This is a genomic window from Reticulibacter mediterranei (assembly GCF_016587455.1).
The window spans coordinates 869525-886191 of sequence record NZ_BNJK01000002.1 but is presented as its reverse complement, the minus strand read 5'-3'; the positions used below and the strand labels follow the sequence as shown (position 1 = coordinate 886191).

The window sequence follows — 16667 nt, the reverse complement described above, 5'->3', positions numbered from 1 at the left end:
ATTATTGCTCAACTACGACGGGGCTTCCTTTTATGCGCAGGGGCTATGCGATGATGCCAGTGCAGAAACCAGCGCCAACGGTGCGCCCACCCTCGCGGATGGCAAACTTGACCCCTTCTTCCAGCGCGATTGGCTGGCGTAGCTCCACCGTCAACTCAATGGTATCGCCAGGCATGACCATATCAATGTTCTCCGGCAGTTTGATTGTGCCGGTAACATCGGTCGTGCGCAGGTAAAACTGCGGCTGGTAGCCACTGAAGAAGGGGCGATGACGACCTCCCTCCTCTTTGGAGAGCGCATAGACCTGCGCCTTGAAGGTGGTGTGTGGCTTGATCGATCCGGGCCTGACCAACACCTGACCGCGCTCGATCTCGGTATGCGCCACTCCACGCAGCAAACAACCGACATTATCGCCCGCGATGCCGCCCTGATCGAGGATCTGATGGAACATTTCAACACCCGTCACAACGGCGCTGCGGCTCTCCTCCTTCAGACCAACAATCTCGATCCCCTCGCCAGCCTTAATGGTCCCGCGCTCGATCAGCCCGGTCGCGACGGTGCCGCGCCCCTGCACGCTGTAGACGTTTTCCACATACATGAGAAATGGCTGGTCCAGCGCGCGAACGGGAGTGGGAATGGCCGTGTCTACCGCGTCCATCAACTCCCAGATGCAACGGGCGTCGGGATCGTTGCGCGAGAGATCACCCTTGCTCTGAAGCGCCTTGAGGGCCGAGCCACGCACAACCGGGAGATCGTCGCCCGGAAACTGGTGCTTCGAGAGCAGTTCGCGGACCTCCAGTTCGACCAGTTCGAGCAGTTCCTCGTCATCCATCATATCGACTTTGTTAAGGAAAACAACTATCGCCGGTACGTCTACTTGATGGGCCAGCAGCACATGCTCATGAGTTTGCGGCATAGGACCATCGGGCGCGCTCACCACCAGGATAGAACCGTCCATCTGGGCAGCACCGGTGATCATGTTTTTGATGTAGTCGGCATGGCCGGGGCAGTCGATATGCGCGTAGTGGCGCTTCTCCGTCTCATACTCCAGGTGAGCGATAGAGATGGTAATTCCGCGCTGACGCTCCTCGGGCGCTCTATCGATCTGGTCAAAGGCCGTGTATTTCGCAAGTTGAGCCGAGGCCAGCACTTTCGTAATCGCTGCCGTTAGCGTGGTCTTACCATGATCGATATGTCCGATAGTTCCCACGTTCACATGTGGTTTGGTCCGCTCGAAGTTCCGCTTTGCCATTGTCTTATGGCACCTTCCTTTCGTCGATTCATGAATGTATGGGGCAATGAGGCAGGGGCACAAACTAGAAGTTGGCGAGAAAGCTGTGGAAAAGAAGGCACGGCTTTTTATGAGATGAAACGGGCCAGAATAGTTCCTGCTTGCATCTCAAAAACCACTGGCACCCGAGAAGGGAGTCGAACCCCTGACCTCGATCGATCACGACCGCGCGCACACCGCTGCGCCTCACGGGTAAAAATGGTACCCGCCATCTACATGGCCCGGTACACGTCTGTCCATTGCTCTGTTTGACAGAACAACATTATATTTGTTATTTGTCAAGTGTTTTTTTTCAGGAAGATAGAGAGATGCTTGCAATCTAGCGGGCTTGGATACAACAAAACAAGCGGCCCGGAAAGACAAGATGGGTAATTGTACGCATATACGTCAGGGCAAATTAAAGTATAGTGTTGCCAAAGAAAGAAGCATGGATCTTGTTTCTCTACAGGAACAGGAGGATATATATAACAGATAGCACATCACTTTCCATATTAAGGAGACAATAGAGAGAATGTCTGAAATCTTAGAGAGTCTTTCTGATCCGGCATTGATACAGGCAGCAGAGACTAACTGTCAAACAGGCACGGACTATCTTGGCCGTATTTTTGCAGGTATGTTTTATCGTGAACCGGAGGCAACATGGTTTGTGATTGAGTCAACAGGATTTAACAGGGTTGTCCGTACCTCATTTACAAGGGATACGCCAGAGAGCGATGTTGACAGGACGCTCAAACAGATCGCAAAATCTACCGGGGGCGGACCTATGACCTGGTATATTGGTCCATCGCTACGCAGCGCCAGTCTGGAAGCGTGTTTGCAGGCCAATGGTTGGTCCAAAGATGAAGATTTGCCCTCAATGGTACTGGACCTGCATGCAGTGAAGATACCTGCAAAAAGTCCAGTTGGATTGACTATTAAACAGGCCGAAGATGAGGAAATATTCAGGCAGCATATGGACACCATGATCGCTGGCTTTGAATTCCCTGAACCAATGGCTCGCTATCTATCAGGCATCGATTTTGGAGACCGGTTCTTGCATGATCCTGATGTTTATTACTATACGGGTTATGTACAAGGGAAGCCTGCTGCGATCTCGATCTTATCGCTGGACGCAGGGATCGCCGGACTCTACAATATAGCCACGATCCCTTCAATGCGGCGTCAAGGTCTGGCAACTGCAATGACGCTGGCAGCTTTACATCAGGCCCGTGATCGGGGCTACCACATTGCTGTATTACAGGCCTCAGAAATGGGTATACCTGTGTATCGCCGCCTCGGTTTCCAGGATCATTTCACATTCGCTTCCTATAATTTGCACGGAGGCGCTGAGCAATAAACCACCAAATCCTCCAGGTGTGCCCGAATATGGCAGGGGCGATGGCTGGTCCTCGCTCTGAAGTCCCATCGCGCCGCCTGTAGAGGCGGGCGAGGACCAGCCATCGCCCCTGCCATATTCGATTATCCCCTAAGATTGCGCGGATGCACCAATTATCGCTCGCTCACGACATGTGAGACGTTACTGGATTATTTGCTGCTGGCAGATGACGAGGGGAAGAAAGAATAATCCGTCAGTGAGGCCACTTTGCCGCTGTGCGCCCAGGGGATGGCGATTTCGCTGAAAAGCTTTTCTTCCTTAAAGGAGCGCGCAATGATCTTATCGATGTCACGAACGACGGTCTTGATGGAGCCATCTTCAGGATAGCGGGTAATGAGAGAGGCGTCTAAGGTATGCACTGGCGAGGATTCGTGAGCACCGTTGACGCAAAGGGTGTGGGTGCCAGCGATAGAGAGATCGCAGATAAACGCGCCGGGATCTTCCACACGTTTGAACAGGTGTGCCATGATGCTATCGCGCAGGGCCACGCCGGTCTCGCACGGCATATCTTCGCGGGTGCCATCGGCCCGTTCAATCCAGACATGATCGGTGGTCCAACGAATACTGCCCCGGTCGCCGCGCACGATGATTTCGGGACCAAAGAGGGTTTCGGAGCAGTGCGTGACCAGGAAATAGAGCGGGATGCCGCCAATCGTGGTAACGCGCAGGCAGGCGGTGTCGGGACTCTCAATATCGTGGGCGCGGTAAAGTTCGGCTTCGACGCTCTGGAGGCTGGCTGAGCGGGTGAGTTCTGTACCGGCCAGGAAGCAGATCATGTTCAACTGGTGCGCGACGGCATTGCTAAATGGCGAATCCAGCACCCAGGTATCGTTGACCTTGAGGTGGCCCGCCCAGCCGTTGCGCGCATAATAGGAGTCGAGGCGAGGCCAGAGAGCATAGCACTTGATCGCCTGCACGGTGCCGATCTGCTGTTCAATGATCGCCTGCTTCATCCAGAGCGTTTCCCAGGCATACATCGTCTGGTAGCCAACGGCCACAAAGTGTCCAGTCTCCCGTTCACATGCCTGCATCGCGCGTATATCCTGAATGGTGGCGGCAGCTGGCTTCTCAATAAACGCATTGGCCCCGGCTCGCATGGCCGCTATCGCCATTGGAGCATGGAGGTGGAGGCTAGTTGGGATAAAGCAGAGATCGATCTGGCCGCGATACTGATCGAGCATGGCCTGATAATCGGTAAAGAGTTCGACCCCCAGCGAACGCAGGCGCACACACTTCTCGACCTCTTCGTCCTGATTAATCACCGTTGCAGCCAGCAGGCGTAGGGAGCCGCGCTCGACATGACGCAGCAAATCGTTATAATGGGTGTTGCCAAAGCCCGAAACGCCAATAATCGTTGCTGTTACCATAATTTCAGAAAACCTTTTCTATTTTACTGCCAATCTCTGTCAGGCCATAGACAAGGGGGAATGGAACTGGCACTGACGATTTTATAATACACTCGACAGGCGGGTTTGTGCCACCTATTAGTGTTGCGCAAGGAGGAGGTGAAAAATTATGGGGAAAAATGTATTTACATCTCTTCCTTGCTGCGATTGATCATGTAGCGCACGAAGGCCAGCGTTTCGGTTGGATCATCCTTTTCGTGCTGGTGACGCCAGCTTAGCGCTCTCTCGATAAGTGGCTTCCATGCAGGTTCGAGTGTCTGGATAGCCCAGGCCGCGGCTTGTGGCTTGGGGATGATTGTGCCATATTGCAGAGTATAAAGTACACGACACATGGACAGGACAGCATAAGCCTGGTAGTGGAGTGGGGACCACTCTTCTGGCTCTGTATTCTGTTTCGTCCAATACTCATCGAGCAAAACATAGACCGCTTCGCGCAACTGCTGGGGAGAAATGGGGTTGATCAGCGTTTTAGGTGATGGCCCCCACAGGATGATACCGTACTCGCGTACGATATAGCGGTCGATGATCCAACTACTTTTGTGATGCTTGACCTGGAGCTGCCGATTGACGCTAATGGCTGGGTGACGGGCATTACGCGGGTCGTATTGACGCAATGCAGCGCATGAAATATAGGAACCCTCTAAAGAATTTGCATATCGCAGTCCACTGGCAGCGATTTCATTATGCATCGTGTGCAACTCGTCCAGTATCTCTCCTCTGAGTTCCTCTGTCGTCACGACCAGGAAATCAACGTCGCTGGCTTCAGGGTCAAAATCGCCCAGGGAGAGAGAACCGTGCAAATAGAAGCCGACCAGACGGTTTTTCAGGATTGTCTGCATTCTTGCTAGCAAAGTCAGAAGCAGCATATTGACATCGGCGTTTGGTGTGGGGTGCTGCGTTGGAGACATGGCAACGGACCTCCTGCTTTGACTGTGATAATTTCGATTATAACACATATTCCCATTCCTATTGTCAGATCAGGGAATGGCAACAAAAGAGCCATTTTTGATGTGTAGTGGAGAGATAGGGAAATTTGGAAAAGTGGCGAGAGTTACGTCTACCTCCATAGATTGTGCAAAACATTTTTCAAATGATATCTGATGATCTGTCGGCCTGTTGAATCGATGACGACCTTTTCTAATGAATATATGAAAGAAAGTCTGGTGTATTATGGATGTTCTTGCACTATTTATTGCGGCTCTGCTGATTTTTTTGTTGATGCGAGGCTGCCTCCCGCTCACGCCGCAGCGACGGCAACCTGCACGAACCTATATTCGCCTCTATCTCCGCTGCATTTTCAATTTGCTCGTGATCGTGGGTATCATCGTCGTTGTTATACTGCACGATAGTATTCCGCTGGCAAGCATTGGTCTGCAACTTCCCACGCTCTGGTGGCCGACGCTGCTTGCGCTGATAGGGGTTCTCCTCTTTTTTGCGCTGCACCTACGAACACACCTGTTGATCCTCAAACGTATGCCGTTGAAAAATCTGCAACAAACAGGTTTGGCGCTGCCTCGAAGTAGATCAGAGTGCCTTTTATGGATGGTCATCAGCATCATAACGGGGATCTGGGAAGAGGTGCTTTTTCGTGGCCTGCTCCCCTGGTACATCACGCACCACATCACATTTTTCGGTTCCGCGATCCCGTACATCGGGGCGGCCATCTTCTCGCTGCTCCTGTTTAGCGTCGGTCATTTCACGTATACATGGAGAGGCGTTGTGGTGGTGGGAATTATCGGTATAATTTACATGGCTCTATACGCGCTCACTGGAAACCTTTTCGCGGCGATTCTGTGGCATATACTGTTTGATATGCGCATGGTATTCGGCAATACGGAGCTTGAACTTCAGAAACGGCAAAGGCAAAAGGCGCAAGAGAGCGAACAGGAAGCGCCTTTATCCTCTTCGCAGCAAGAAGAGATGTCTCAAGCACAGGCACACTCGGAGTCGGAAGAGACGCCAGAGCAGGTGATCAAGCTCATCAGGCCCAGCGTGCAACCATTTTCCTTTGCACCGCCAAAGAGCATCAAAATTCCGAACGGGAAGTTCATTATTAAGAGAAAACCTGAAGGAGAAAAACCTTGAGTGAGTTGACTGCATCAGAAATATTATTAGCTATGGATAAAATACGTGGGATCGCGGTGGAGGGATTGAATTATGCAAATAATGTGTATGACCGGGAGCGATATACACAATTATTGGAGATAGTTGCGAGCATGTATGGCGCATATTTACAGGCACCTGAAGAGGCGTTATTGTCGAGATTCAGGAAGGAGTTGGGATCTTGTACGCCTAAGATCGGGGTAAACGTTGCGGTACATACGACAAGCGGGCAACTCCTGGCCTTGCGTCGGTCTGACGATCAGAGCTGGTGTCTGCCGGGCGGCTGGGTTGCGGTAGGTGAAGCGCCACATGAGGCGGCAGAGAGGGAAACGCTGGAAGAAACGGGATTACATGTCCGTGTTCAAGGTACTATCGATTTGCATATGAAGGGACCGCAGGAAAACAAGTTTCTCCATCATCAACTCAATCTATTGATGGGGGCAGCAGCAATTGAAGAACAGCGGGTGACATTAAGCGAGGAACATAGCGAGTATGACTGGATTCGTGAACCCGATGGGAAGATATGGCATCCTGGACATTTAGAGCATGCAGCATGTGCGCTTGCATTTATTGAACAGCCCGGGGCGATGTTGAGAATGCAAAAAGCTTCAGATCGCTAAAGAATCTACAAATCATATATATCCAATTTCTCTTATATAGATAGTTTTCTGCAAAATTATTACCGTTTTTTAGGACCGAAAAAGAATGGACGGATAGAGTAAGAGCAAAGGGTGATATCTTCACACAATGGGAGGAGGCGACGCGTGGAAGGGCAATCACTACAAACGCTGCAACAGGCACAACGGAGTAGACCGAGCTTGAGTGAGCGACATGGCAGCTCGGCCCTGGTTCGACAACACGCGGCACAAGCGGAGCTGGCAGGACGATTGGCGCAGCGGAGTCGGTAGCTGGAAGGATGGGAGGACAACATGCCATTAGATGCACGCAAAACAGCACACATCTTGAGCGCAATCAATAAAACATTGAGTGGACGGCAAAAGACAGTCGTTTTCGTGTATCAAAGCGGCGGCAGCTATAGTTATAGCGTAATCAGCGTCGTTTTTCGTCCACAAAAGATTATCGATCCACAAATTCCGAACGCGAGTGGAGCGCCACCCACGCTAGAGCGAGATCTGATCATGATTGCTCCCCTCGGTATCAGCTTTACCGGTCTGGTTTTCGTTGCCGATACCACTACAGCCAGTGCCGCAGCGGTACAGGCGGCCCCTAAGTATGAGGTGATCGAGGCAGCCACGGTTGGCATCGTTCCCACTGGCACCCACGTTCGTGCCCTGTTGCGCCGATTGCGTTAAACCATTTCAATACAGGAGAAAGATAGGATGAACACACCCGATGATCTCGAACAACTCGGCTTCGGAGGTAGCGCCATGTCACGCTACGATCTCAATCTGGCCGGAAGCTCTGGCATACCAACGCCCGATCAACTCGTGCAGCGCTCCCTCTGGGATGGTCCACAACCAGTTGATTATGGCACGCCCGATTTTTCAGTGCCCACGTTGCAGGATGGCGATCTGACGGGGGCGGAACTCAATATTATCCCGGCCTTCACGCCGGATCCCACCCTGCCCGATCTGAGCACCATTCCCCGCCCCTTCGCGGTAAATATGTCGAACGGGATGGAGGTTGAGCTGGTCGTCGCGCAGGATATCCCCGATGATTCTGAAATTGATAGCAGCCTCTTTGCCGGGGCTGGCTTCTCCGGCCTCTCCATTACCCGCGATATCCGCCAACCGGACCCGAGCATGCCCGATTTGCAGCATCCACAGGTGCAGCCACAGATTATGAACGAGCGACCGGGCGATCTCGATCCTGACGCGCTGGATGTGATGCACACCTCGGCCCAGTATGAGCAGATTCGCGCCAAAAAGTATCCCGCCGTCCAGATGGATCAGCAAGGCATGAACAACCGTCGCAGCCGCAAGTTTACCTTATTGATGAAGGGGTTGGATAGCGAGGAGCAAGGGCGATGACCACACCACCTGCTGTCATCAGGGAGCATTTCATACTGGAACCGCAGATTACAGAGCAACTGGGAGATGTGGAGGCCGGGCATGAAGTGCGCGTGACGATCATTCAGGGCGGCACCTCGAAAAATGGCTACACCTATGATGAGAGCGCCCTGCGGACAATTGCACAGATGGTGGAGGGCGCGCACGCTTATGCGGACCACGCTCTACAGATGGACGGTGGGGTACGCAGTATTCGCGATGTGGTTGGCTTCTATCACGATGCTCAATTTATTGCCGCCAGCGGCGAGCAGGCGCAACAAGTCGATGCCACGCTGCACATCTTTGAGGCGGCGGACTGGCTCTGGTCGCTGATTCGCGAATCCTGCCAGCTCAACCGACCGCAATTGATCGGCCTCTCCATTGATGTTTTAGGGCAGTGGCAATTGAACGAGGCTACGCGCACGAAACAGATAACAAGCATTGCCAGCCTGAACTCCTGCGACATCGTGACACGGCCCAGCGCGGGCGGTGCTTTCCGTCGCATCCTGCACAGCGATACGGCACATGAAGATCTGGTTGATACAACGCAGAAAGGGAACGATACTATGTCAGACAACGCAGCAGAAAGCACAGAAACTATTGTTGAGATACAGACAAACGCAGGGCATGACGTCCATCTGGAACAGCAAATTGTTGAGCAGCAACGGCTTCAAGTCGAGCAGATGTTGCAGGAGACGCGACAACAGTGCTCCGAACTGCTGCTAGAACGACATTTACACGAGAGCATTTTGCCGGTGGCAGTCAAACAGCAGGTGCGAGAGCGCTTTGCAGGCCGCATCTTTGAAGAGAGCGAACTGGAAGCCGAACTTCAACGCTCCGTGAATATGATGGCACAACTGACGCAGGATGGACTGATTCGTGGCAATGGCTACGAGAAATCGAGCGTCTCAGGTATGATTACGGAGGCAGAGAAGATCCAGGCAGCCTTCGATAGCATGTTTGATCTGGAGATCGACACAACACGCCTGGGCAATATTCGACCATTCGAGGGCATTCGTGAGGCTTATGCGCGCGTCACAGGCGATGCGGCGGTCACAGGCGGCCTTTCTGGTCTGAGTTCGCTGGGACAGATTCGGGTGAGCGAGCATGCACCGATCGGGCGCATTACGGAGGCCGACACGACCACCGCCAGCTTCTCCTACCTGCTTGGCACCAGCATGAACAAGCGATTGCTCAAGGATTATCAAGCCTGGCCTGCCGAATGGATGAAGTTTTGCCAGATTGTGCCGATTCGCGACTTTAAGCAACAAAGCCGCGTTCGCTTTGGCGCGTTCGGCTCACTGCCAGTCGTCCCCGAAGATAGCGCCTACACCACCGCCACGCTGACCGATAGCGCTGCAACCTATGTCCCGCAAAAGAGGGGCAATCTCGTTACGGTTTCGCGCGAGGTGATTATCAATGACGACCTGCAAGCGATCAAGCAGATTCCGACCAAGTTAGCGGTCGCAGCGGCCTATACGCTGGCCGAATTTGTCTATGGCTTCCTGACGAGCGGTGCCAACATCTACGACGGCTCGCCCCTCTTCACCAGCGGTGCGCCCCACAACAACCTGGGAGCCTCCGCGCTCAGTACGGCGGCGATGCAAACAGGCGTGACGGCGATGCGCGAACAGACCAACTACGCCGGGAAACGCATCGGCTTGCGCCCACGCTACCTGGTGGTGCCACCGGAACTGGAATGGACGGCAATGGTCGCCACGAAATCAGCGGGCGTTCCAGGCGGCTCGCTGAATGACGTCAATCCAATGCTGGGCTTTGTCGCTCCTATCGTGTCACCACAACTTACCAGCTCGACGCAATGGTTTTTGATTGCCGATCCACGTGAAGTCGATACTATTGAGGTTGGGTTTGTTGGGGGCGAAATTTTACCCACATTACTGGTGCAAGACAACCCGCTTGTGGGCTTAAATTACACGAATGACGTAATCTCCTATAAATGTAGGCATTCGTATGGTGGTGCGGTTAATGACTGGCGCGGATTCTATAGGGGTGTATAAAACTCTTTGCAGAAAGTAAGCGATGAATCAGGTAAAAACAGAAAAGCGACCTCTCAACATGAGTTTTTACAACCAAACCAGATAAAGTTTTCGTAGTGGGGCGATTATTGGAACATCCGGCAATAGAAAGGGGAAGGGCTCTGGGCAGAGAGGATGGTGGGTGTACCCGTAGCGACAAAGGGTGTTGGGGGTCTTGGCAGGGGCCTTGCGCTTGTCGCCCTCGGCCACATCGTTTCTCTGTTTCCCGGTTCCCGCATGTCTCCAACAGCGACAAGCGCAAGGCCCCCACAGCCCCACCACACCGCCCCTTGTCGCTACGAGAGGGGAACTTCTCGCTCTCCGACGCATTTCCCGGATGCACCTGTTAGGAGGTTATACAAAAGATGAGCGGGTTTATGAACGCTGACGGGTCGTCTCTTATCGGGGCGCTAAATCCTTCAAACGTGGGGCAGTCGCTTCGCGTGGATTCGTTGGGCAATTTGATGGTCACGAGCAGCGGAGGGGCGGGCAGCGTGGTCAATGTCGCGGACCCGAACACACCAGCCAATAAGCTGGCGATTGATGCCAGTGGTCGCCTGACGCTGGCACCCAACCAGAGCATCAATATCGCGCAGATCGCGGGCGCGGCACCAGCGGCCAGCAATACGCTGCCAACCGCTAACTATATTGGAGGGGCTGCGGTCAGCACCAACAATCCATATCCCTCGGCGGACCAGATTCGGCTCTGGATACAGAATGGGCAGGGCTTCTCCTGCACCACCGGCAAGCTGACGGCCTCGGGCGCGATCACGGCTGGTTTCTCGGTGTACAATCCCAACGCATCGGGCAAGCTGATCATCATTTTTGCAATCGAGGTGATGATAGGCAACACCAGCTTTTCGAGCCTCAATTTTGTCTCCGGGAGCGATCCAGCGTTCGGCACCAGCATGACGGCAGCGAACAGGCGCAACGGCTCGGGCACAACCAGTATCGCCAGCCTGAGCTATGCCAACACCAACCAGGCATCACCGCCCGGCACCAGCAATACCACGATCTGTGGAGCCTCCAACACATCGATCCAGGGGCTACAAAACGGGGATGTGATCTTTTTGAACGCGAATACAGGCATCGCGTTTCTGCCCAACCTGTCGGCGGCGAACTCCTGGTGCGTCTCCTGTCAGTGGTTGGAAATTTGATCAAATGATGTAACATTCTCTAGTTTTAAGAAAGGGCACAAACAGCATGTTAGATGCGCTTGAATTGGCTTTTTCGCGCTTTAATGGCAACTCGGTTGCTCCTATCGGGACGTACTTTAATGCGAGAACGTTTGCGTATTATCAGCAAGCGAGCGATGGCACGTTGCCCCAGGCGGGAACGTGGATGTTTGTCTCGACAAATGCCACGATGACGGCAACACAACTGGCGACGGCCATTAACGGCGTGCTGGGCAGTAGCTATACAGCAGGCAACTTCCATAGCTATTCGGCAGGCAGCGACGCCATCCCCTATCCAGGCCAGATGAGCGACGACGCATAACTCTCAATAATATGCGCCTGCTTATCATTTGGGGAAGAGTACACGGTATTTTTCCCCAAAGAGCGTTGATGAAGAGGTGGAAGCATGCAGCAGATACGAAGAGGGATTCTCGCGGGATTTGATCGCAGCACCTATACGGCATCGGTGTTGTTGCTGGAGGCCACCAGCGCCGCGTTGAGCAACGTACCGATTGCCACGCATATAGATGGCACGAGTGCCCAGGTGGGAGGTCTCTGCGCAGTTCTCTTTTTTGACGAACAAAATTATCAAGATGCCATTATCATCGCCATCGCCCCAAACGGGAGCAGCGGCATCCCAACGCCAGCACCCGGTCGGATCACGTTTGTTCCTGGCTTTCAACAGTTTTCGGCCACCACAATCAATAGCGGTGTAACCAGCACTTTTACTGTAACTGGTGGCAGTTCTGGTATTCCATTGGGAGCGCTGGGCATTGTGTGCAAAGTCTTCTTCAGCAGCCCAACGGCGGGCGCGTTTCTGCATCTCGCACCGCATGGAGCCAGCGATCTCACGGTCTATATGACGCTGGGCAATATCCAGGTAGCCAGCTCGTTCGTCTATGGCGGTGGTCTGCTGGCGGCAGATGCACAGGGAAAAATCGATATCAAAGCGAACGTCGGTAACTGCACCGTCTGGCTCTCCACCTGTGGTTACGTGGTGTAGGGAGATAGCAAGGGCCAGTTATGAGTCATCCCGAATTTTTTCGCGGCGACCTTTGCCCGCACTGCTCGCCGCGCAGCGGCTCGCTCGTAAAAGAGGAGATGGTGTCTGGAGGCAGGCTGCCTGCCTCCAGACACCATCTCCTCTTTTACCAAGACGAAGGGCCTTCGGCCCTGAGGCGTGCGAGAGCCGCAGGGAAAAAGTCCAGGACGACTCATGGTGGTGCAAAAATCTGATGGGCACCGTCTCGCTGACTAGGCGCTCTGGGCTGTACGATAGACGCTGTACCAGTCGTTGCCATAATAGGGTGAATACATATGTGCCTCGTCGTTGCTATACTTATAATCGTTATGACCGTTGAGATAGCCAAATTTGCCCTGCTCGCTGATGAGCCAGCCGCCGCCGCTGGAACCGCCGGTCATATCGCAGGTGATGCTCAGCGTGGAAGCGCCATCGGGATTGGGTTGATCGCGCTGATAGAGATCCGACTGGCACTCCTCCAACTGCGTGCCATCATATGGCGCTATCTGTGGATAGCCAAGCGCGGTATAGTGTTGCTGATAGGGCTGATTGTAGGCGACGCCCGCACCACCGACAGCGCTAATAACATTCCCACTCGCGTTTGCATTCACAACGGCCTCACCATAATCATAGGTGAGCCATGCCCGTTGATACCAATTGCTATGGGTGAGCAATTTACGCGCCGCCCAGAGATATCTGGTATTGCAACCATTGTAATACTGCGCACAGAAGGCCCAATGCGTATAGAAATAGTTCTTACCTCCGTTTGCCACACAATGACCGGCGGTATCGATAGTGTTCCCATTGCTGCTGGCGATGGCGGTTCCAGAGCAGACATAATCGGTGTTTGTCTGAGGATCGGTAAAAAAGACCTTTCCGATGGTGGAATAGGGAAAAGTGTAAGGCGAGGGAACGGAACTGGCCTGCGCCTGCCTCTGTCCACCAGAGGTTGTTGTTGCCTGTCCCGCTTCAGTCTCAGGGAGTACCGGATCGAGCAAGGCAGGAGTTCCGCTGTTCGTGAACGGCTCGGGCGGGTGTATAGCCTCTTTGACGAGCAACTTATCAGCAGAGCGGGCCGCTTTCATCCTTGCGGTCGTCCAATAGACAAGCGTACTGGAGGCAACCGTCGTAACGGTTGATGTAATCACGTTGAGCGAGCCGCTTTTAAGCGAAGAAGCAGCGTGGGTTTGCTGGCTTATATGCATGAGAGCAATGCTCAGCGCCAGTATGCAGAGCAGCGCCACGGCCGCGCAACGTAGAAGCAGTTTTTTATACATCTATCCATCCTTTTCCATTGTGCCCCTCATGAGCACCGCAATCAAGCACTCTCTATAAAAAAGAAGATGTGAGAGAAAATATAGACACGCCCCCAGGGGCCACCACGCCAGGATAGAATGAGGTCTTTTACTCTTACCAGTATACTCGTGCTCCCAAACATGAAGAGGAATCAAAGAGGAGGGGTTACTTTTCATGAGCGTTATGATCTGGGGTGGCTGCTTCAGCTTGAAGCGCGGATTGAGCCACCCTCACGGGAATAGTTTAGCGCACCTCATAATGATGAGCGAGAGGCTCAACCTTTGAGAGAAGGAGTCGGGCCTCCGGCTCGAAAACGGGCACGGCATAATCGGGACCGGCAAAGGCTTTGACTGCATCCAGAGATGCGAACAGATTTAGCACAACAAACTCCGTCTCCTCGGGACCATCGTTGCGCAAAATATAGTTCCCTTGATAGCCATCGATGCGCTGTAGGCCAGGAATAACCTGTTCGCGCAGGAGCTTTTCATAGGCGTCCGCATTCTCCAGAGTCGTCCACCCTTTCCATACTCGTGCGATCATATATTAACCTCCTTGTTCTACTATGATAGTATCATACATCTTTTTGCAGTTGTTTCTCCCCCTAATCAGCCCCACTTGACCCAGCCAAGCGCATTATACATTTGCACCTGCCATACTCGCCAGGAATGATACCCATTTTGCAGATCGAAATGATAGGGGACATGCAATGTATGTAGTTCCTGTATAAACTGTTGTGCATATTTATAATAGGGCTGATCTTTTGTCGCAGCGCCAATATACATATGAAGTTTCCAGGCAGAACGATTACGGGGTAAGACGTTAAGGGGACTATTTTGTTGCATATAAGCTGCATTGTGACCCCAGATTGCGCCTTCCGCTCGATAATAGCCACCGAGCGAGATGACGGTTCCAAAGATTGTGGGATGATGGACGGCGATATTCGTGGCTCCAAAGCCTCCCATTGAGAGACCACCGATTCCACGATGAGCAGCATCAGGGATCGTGCGATAGTGTTGATCGACGTAGGTAACGAGATCGCTGGCAACGAAGGTTTCGAGGCGCTGGCGCTGGTCGAAGCTATTGGCCCATTCGCTGGTCTGTCCGGGTCGGCCATTGCCATCGGGGATGACCATAATCAACTCAGCCGTTTTGCCCGTATCGATCAGGGTATCAGCCGATTCCGCCACTCTGCCGCCAGTCATCCAATCGCTATCTTTTCCGGGCGTGCCATGCAGCAAATAGAGGGTCGGATAGTGCTTCGTTTTGCCAGCTGGAGTATTATAGGAGGGCGGAAGGTAGACCAGGAAGGAGCGAGTCTGCCCGTTGAGCGCAGAGCTGACCAGCGATCCCTGCACGATAGTACCATGTGCCTTTTGCACGCTGGGCGCGACATGTAATCCCACATCAGGCGAGAAGATGAACAACGGGGTTGCGCCGGTCGCACCGACTACCAGCAGAGTTGCCAATCCAGCGACACCGAGCCAGGATATGATGATTTGCCAGAGCGAAGGAGGCGCAGCGAGACCATTGTTGACAAGGGGCGATGCGAGCGTGTTTCTCTGGAAGCGCTGCCAGAGCAATCGCCCCAGTCGCCAGGGGGGATCGAGCAAGATCTCTCCTGCCGCCACACCAGTTGCAGACCCCAGAAAGGCGCTTAGCAGAGCCAGAGCCACCATCACAAACGAGGTATGGACCAGTGCTGTCATATCCAGGGGTTCGAGATGCCCACCCGGATCATAGACGGGCCGCAGCTCAAGCTGAATAAAACCGAGCAGATAGTTCAAACAGAAGGCAGCTCCAGCACCAAGCAGCGCCGAGAGCCTGTTCCTACCCAGCGTGGCTCCCAATAGCGCGGCAAGCATTGTCATAATCAGGGCAGCAATGAACTGAGAGCGCAACGGGTCCAGCCCGACGTTGATAATCGCCGAGACCAGCGGATCGATGACCGTTTTGCTCAAGAGCCAGGCACCGCCCAGCAATGCGAGTGAAAACGAGATGAAGGGAGGCAACAGGCGATATAAGAGATGAGCATCCTGGCGTTTCACAAGAACCTTCTCCTTCATTGGAAACCTCCTCCCCTCACATAGCAATTTTGCATTACCAATTTCATAGAATATCCTTATACAACTCAACGAGTATCAGACAATTTGTACACGACCATACACCATACTATACGTTGGAGAAGGGCAAGAGTTCCCACCTGGAAAACATACCAGGATCAATTACTGCCAGAATATGGTATGCTAGAGGATACAGCACCAAATGGGGGGAGGATACAGGCATGCAACTTCAGGACCGCCGGGTCAGACGAACACAACACCTTTTAGCTGAGGCGTTAATTGCACTTACACTGGAAAAAGGCTACGAAGCAGTAACTATTCGTGATATCACGAAACGAGCAGATATCGGTTATGCTACATTTTTTCGTCACTATCGAGACAAAGATGAATTATTACAGGATGTCCTCGACGTTGTACTGGCCGAACTGATCGCATTGCTACGCGCCCCGCTGTCAGCCGACGATCAGCAAGCAACTGGAATTATTTTGTTTCGCTATCTTCAAGAGCATGAAGAGGTTGTCCGCGTCCTGCTCAAAAGTCAGGCATTGCGTCAGCGTCTTCTTGAAGCCGCCACAGCCTCGACGAGTGCTGAACATATGTCACGACCGGATAGTGTGGTGCCACTCGAAATAGCGGCGCACCATATCGTAGCCTCCTCCATTGCGCTTGCCGAGTGGTGGCTGGATCAGAAGATGCCGTATCCAGCCGAACGAATGGGATTGATTTATGCACAATTAATTGCCTACCCAACCGCAGCAGTGGCATTCCTACCAAAATAGCTCAAACCATACCTCATTGAAGCTCCTGCCCTTCATTTTAGAGAACTCGTACCGATTAGTATAATAGGTACTAGCGACCACAAAAAGTTGTTTAGCAGGGGGCTACTTCTGCTTCT

17 protein-coding genes and 1 tRNA gene are annotated in these 16667 nt (G+C 53.0%); 11 read left to right on the top strand and 7 right to left on the bottom strand.

Going from position 1 to position 16667, the window contains the following annotated elements:
• Positions 1 to 43 precede the first annotated feature (43 nt).
• Both tuf and K3T83_RS42300 read right to left on the bottom strand, forming a co-directional pair.
• Positions 44 to 1252: an elongation factor Tu gene (gene tuf, locus K3T83_RS42305; RefSeq protein ID WP_220209177.1), complete on the bottom strand. Its 1209-nt coding sequence runs from the start codon at positions 1250 to 1252 to the stop codon at positions 44 to 46.
• A gap of 158 nt (positions 1253 to 1410) precedes the next feature.
• A tRNA-OTHER gene (locus tag K3T83_RS42300) sits at positions 1411 to 1485 on the bottom strand.
• 317 nt (positions 1486 to 1802) lie between these two features.
• Here K3T83_RS42300 and K3T83_RS42295 point away from each other — a divergent pair.
• Positions 1803 to 2627, top strand: coding sequence for a GNAT family N-acetyltransferase (locus K3T83_RS42295; protein WP_220209176.1), 825 nt, complete (start codon positions 1803 to 1805; stop codon positions 2625 to 2627).
• Positions 2628 to 2815: 188 nt separating this feature from the next.
• On the opposite strand, the gene K3T83_RS42290 is transcribed toward K3T83_RS42295, so the two are convergent.
• Together K3T83_RS42290 and K3T83_RS42285 are read right to left on the bottom strand one after the other, a co-directional pair.
• A complete protein-coding gene (locus K3T83_RS42290) occupies positions 2816 to 4033 on the bottom strand; it encodes a Gfo/Idh/MocA family protein (RefSeq protein ID WP_220209175.1) in 1218 nt (405 codons plus the stop codon).
• 164 nt (positions 4034 to 4197) lie between these two features.
• Entirely contained in the window at positions 4198 to 4980 is a 783-nt protein-coding gene (locus K3T83_RS42285; RefSeq protein ID WP_220209174.1) for an aminoglycoside adenylyltransferase domain-containing protein, read from the bottom strand.
• Between the two features lie 262 nt (positions 4981 to 5242).
• On the opposite strand from K3T83_RS42285, the gene K3T83_RS42280 reads away from it, so the two are divergent.
• From K3T83_RS42280 to K3T83_RS42240, 9 genes are all read left to right on the top strand, one after another.
• Positions 5243 to 6157, top strand: a complete 915-nt coding sequence (locus K3T83_RS42280; RefSeq protein WP_220209173.1) for a CPBP family intramembrane glutamic endopeptidase — start codon at positions 5243 to 5245, stop codon at positions 6155 to 6157.
• Complete coding sequence (locus tag K3T83_RS42275) at positions 6154 to 6795, top strand: NUDIX hydrolase N-terminal domain-containing protein (RefSeq protein ID WP_220209172.1); 642 nt, start codon at positions 6154 to 6156, stop codon at positions 6793 to 6795. The genes K3T83_RS42280 and K3T83_RS42275 overlap by 4 nt, the downstream gene beginning before the upstream one ends.
• A 144-nt stretch (positions 6796 to 6939) precedes the next feature.
• Positions 6940 to 7083: a hypothetical protein gene (locus K3T83_RS42270; protein ID WP_220209171.1), complete on the top strand. Its 144-nt coding sequence runs from the start codon at positions 6940 to 6942 to the stop codon at positions 7081 to 7083.
• 21 nt (positions 7084 to 7104) lie between these two features.
• Positions 7105 to 7488 (top strand): hypothetical protein, encoded by a 384-nt coding sequence (locus K3T83_RS42265; protein ID WP_220209170.1) that lies wholly within the window; start codon positions 7105 to 7107, stop codon positions 7486 to 7488.
• A 27-nt stretch (positions 7489 to 7515) separates the two neighbouring features.
• Complete coding sequence (locus K3T83_RS42260) at positions 7516 to 8166, top strand: hypothetical protein (protein WP_220209169.1); 651 nt, start codon at positions 7516 to 7518, stop codon at positions 8164 to 8166.
• Positions 8163 to 10202 carry a phage major capsid protein gene (locus K3T83_RS42255; RefSeq protein ID WP_220209168.1) on the top strand — a complete coding sequence of 680 codons (2040 nt, stop codon included), beginning with the start codon at positions 8163 to 8165 and terminating at the stop codon, positions 10200 to 10202. The genes K3T83_RS42260 and K3T83_RS42255 overlap by 4 nt, the downstream gene beginning before the upstream one ends.
• A 383-nt stretch (positions 10203 to 10585) precedes the next feature.
• A complete protein-coding gene (locus tag K3T83_RS42250; RefSeq protein ID WP_220209167.1) occupies positions 10586 to 11377 on the top strand; it encodes a hypothetical protein in 792 nt (263 codons plus the stop codon).
• Between the two features lie 46 nt (positions 11378 to 11423).
• Positions 11424 to 11717 carry a hypothetical protein gene (locus K3T83_RS42245; RefSeq protein ID WP_220209166.1) on the top strand — a complete coding sequence of 98 codons (294 nt, stop codon included), beginning with the start codon at positions 11424 to 11426 and terminating at the stop codon, positions 11715 to 11717.
• An 84-nt stretch (positions 11718 to 11801) separates the two neighbouring features.
• Positions 11802 to 12398, top strand: a complete 597-nt coding sequence (locus K3T83_RS42240; RefSeq protein ID WP_220209165.1) for a hypothetical protein — start codon at positions 11802 to 11804, stop codon at positions 12396 to 12398.
• Between the two features lie 251 nt (positions 12399 to 12649).
• Here the strand turns inward: K3T83_RS42240 and K3T83_RS42235 are convergent, their stop codons facing one another.
• From K3T83_RS42235 to K3T83_RS42225, 3 genes are all read right to left on the bottom strand, one after another.
• Positions 12650 to 13693 (bottom strand): trypsin-like serine peptidase, encoded by a 1044-nt coding sequence (locus tag K3T83_RS42235; protein ID WP_220209164.1) that lies wholly within the window; start codon positions 13691 to 13693, stop codon positions 12650 to 12652.
• Positions 13694 to 13955: 262 nt separating this feature from the next.
• Positions 13956 to 14252 carry an antibiotic biosynthesis monooxygenase family protein gene (locus K3T83_RS42230; RefSeq protein ID WP_220209163.1) on the bottom strand — a complete coding sequence of 99 codons (297 nt, stop codon included), beginning with the start codon at positions 14250 to 14252 and terminating at the stop codon, positions 13956 to 13958.
• Between the two features lie 65 nt (positions 14253 to 14317).
• Positions 14318 to 15775 (bottom strand): alpha/beta hydrolase, encoded by a 1458-nt coding sequence (locus K3T83_RS42225; RefSeq protein ID WP_220209162.1) that lies wholly within the window; start codon positions 15773 to 15775, stop codon positions 14318 to 14320.
• Positions 15776 to 15993: 218 nt separating this feature from the next.
• Here K3T83_RS42225 and K3T83_RS42220 point away from each other — a divergent pair, with 218 nt between their 5' ends.
• Entirely contained in the window at positions 15994 to 16551 is a 558-nt protein-coding gene (locus K3T83_RS42220; RefSeq protein WP_220209161.1) for a TetR/AcrR family transcriptional regulator, read from the top strand.
• The last annotated feature ends 116 nt before the right edge of the window (positions 16552 to 16667 follow it).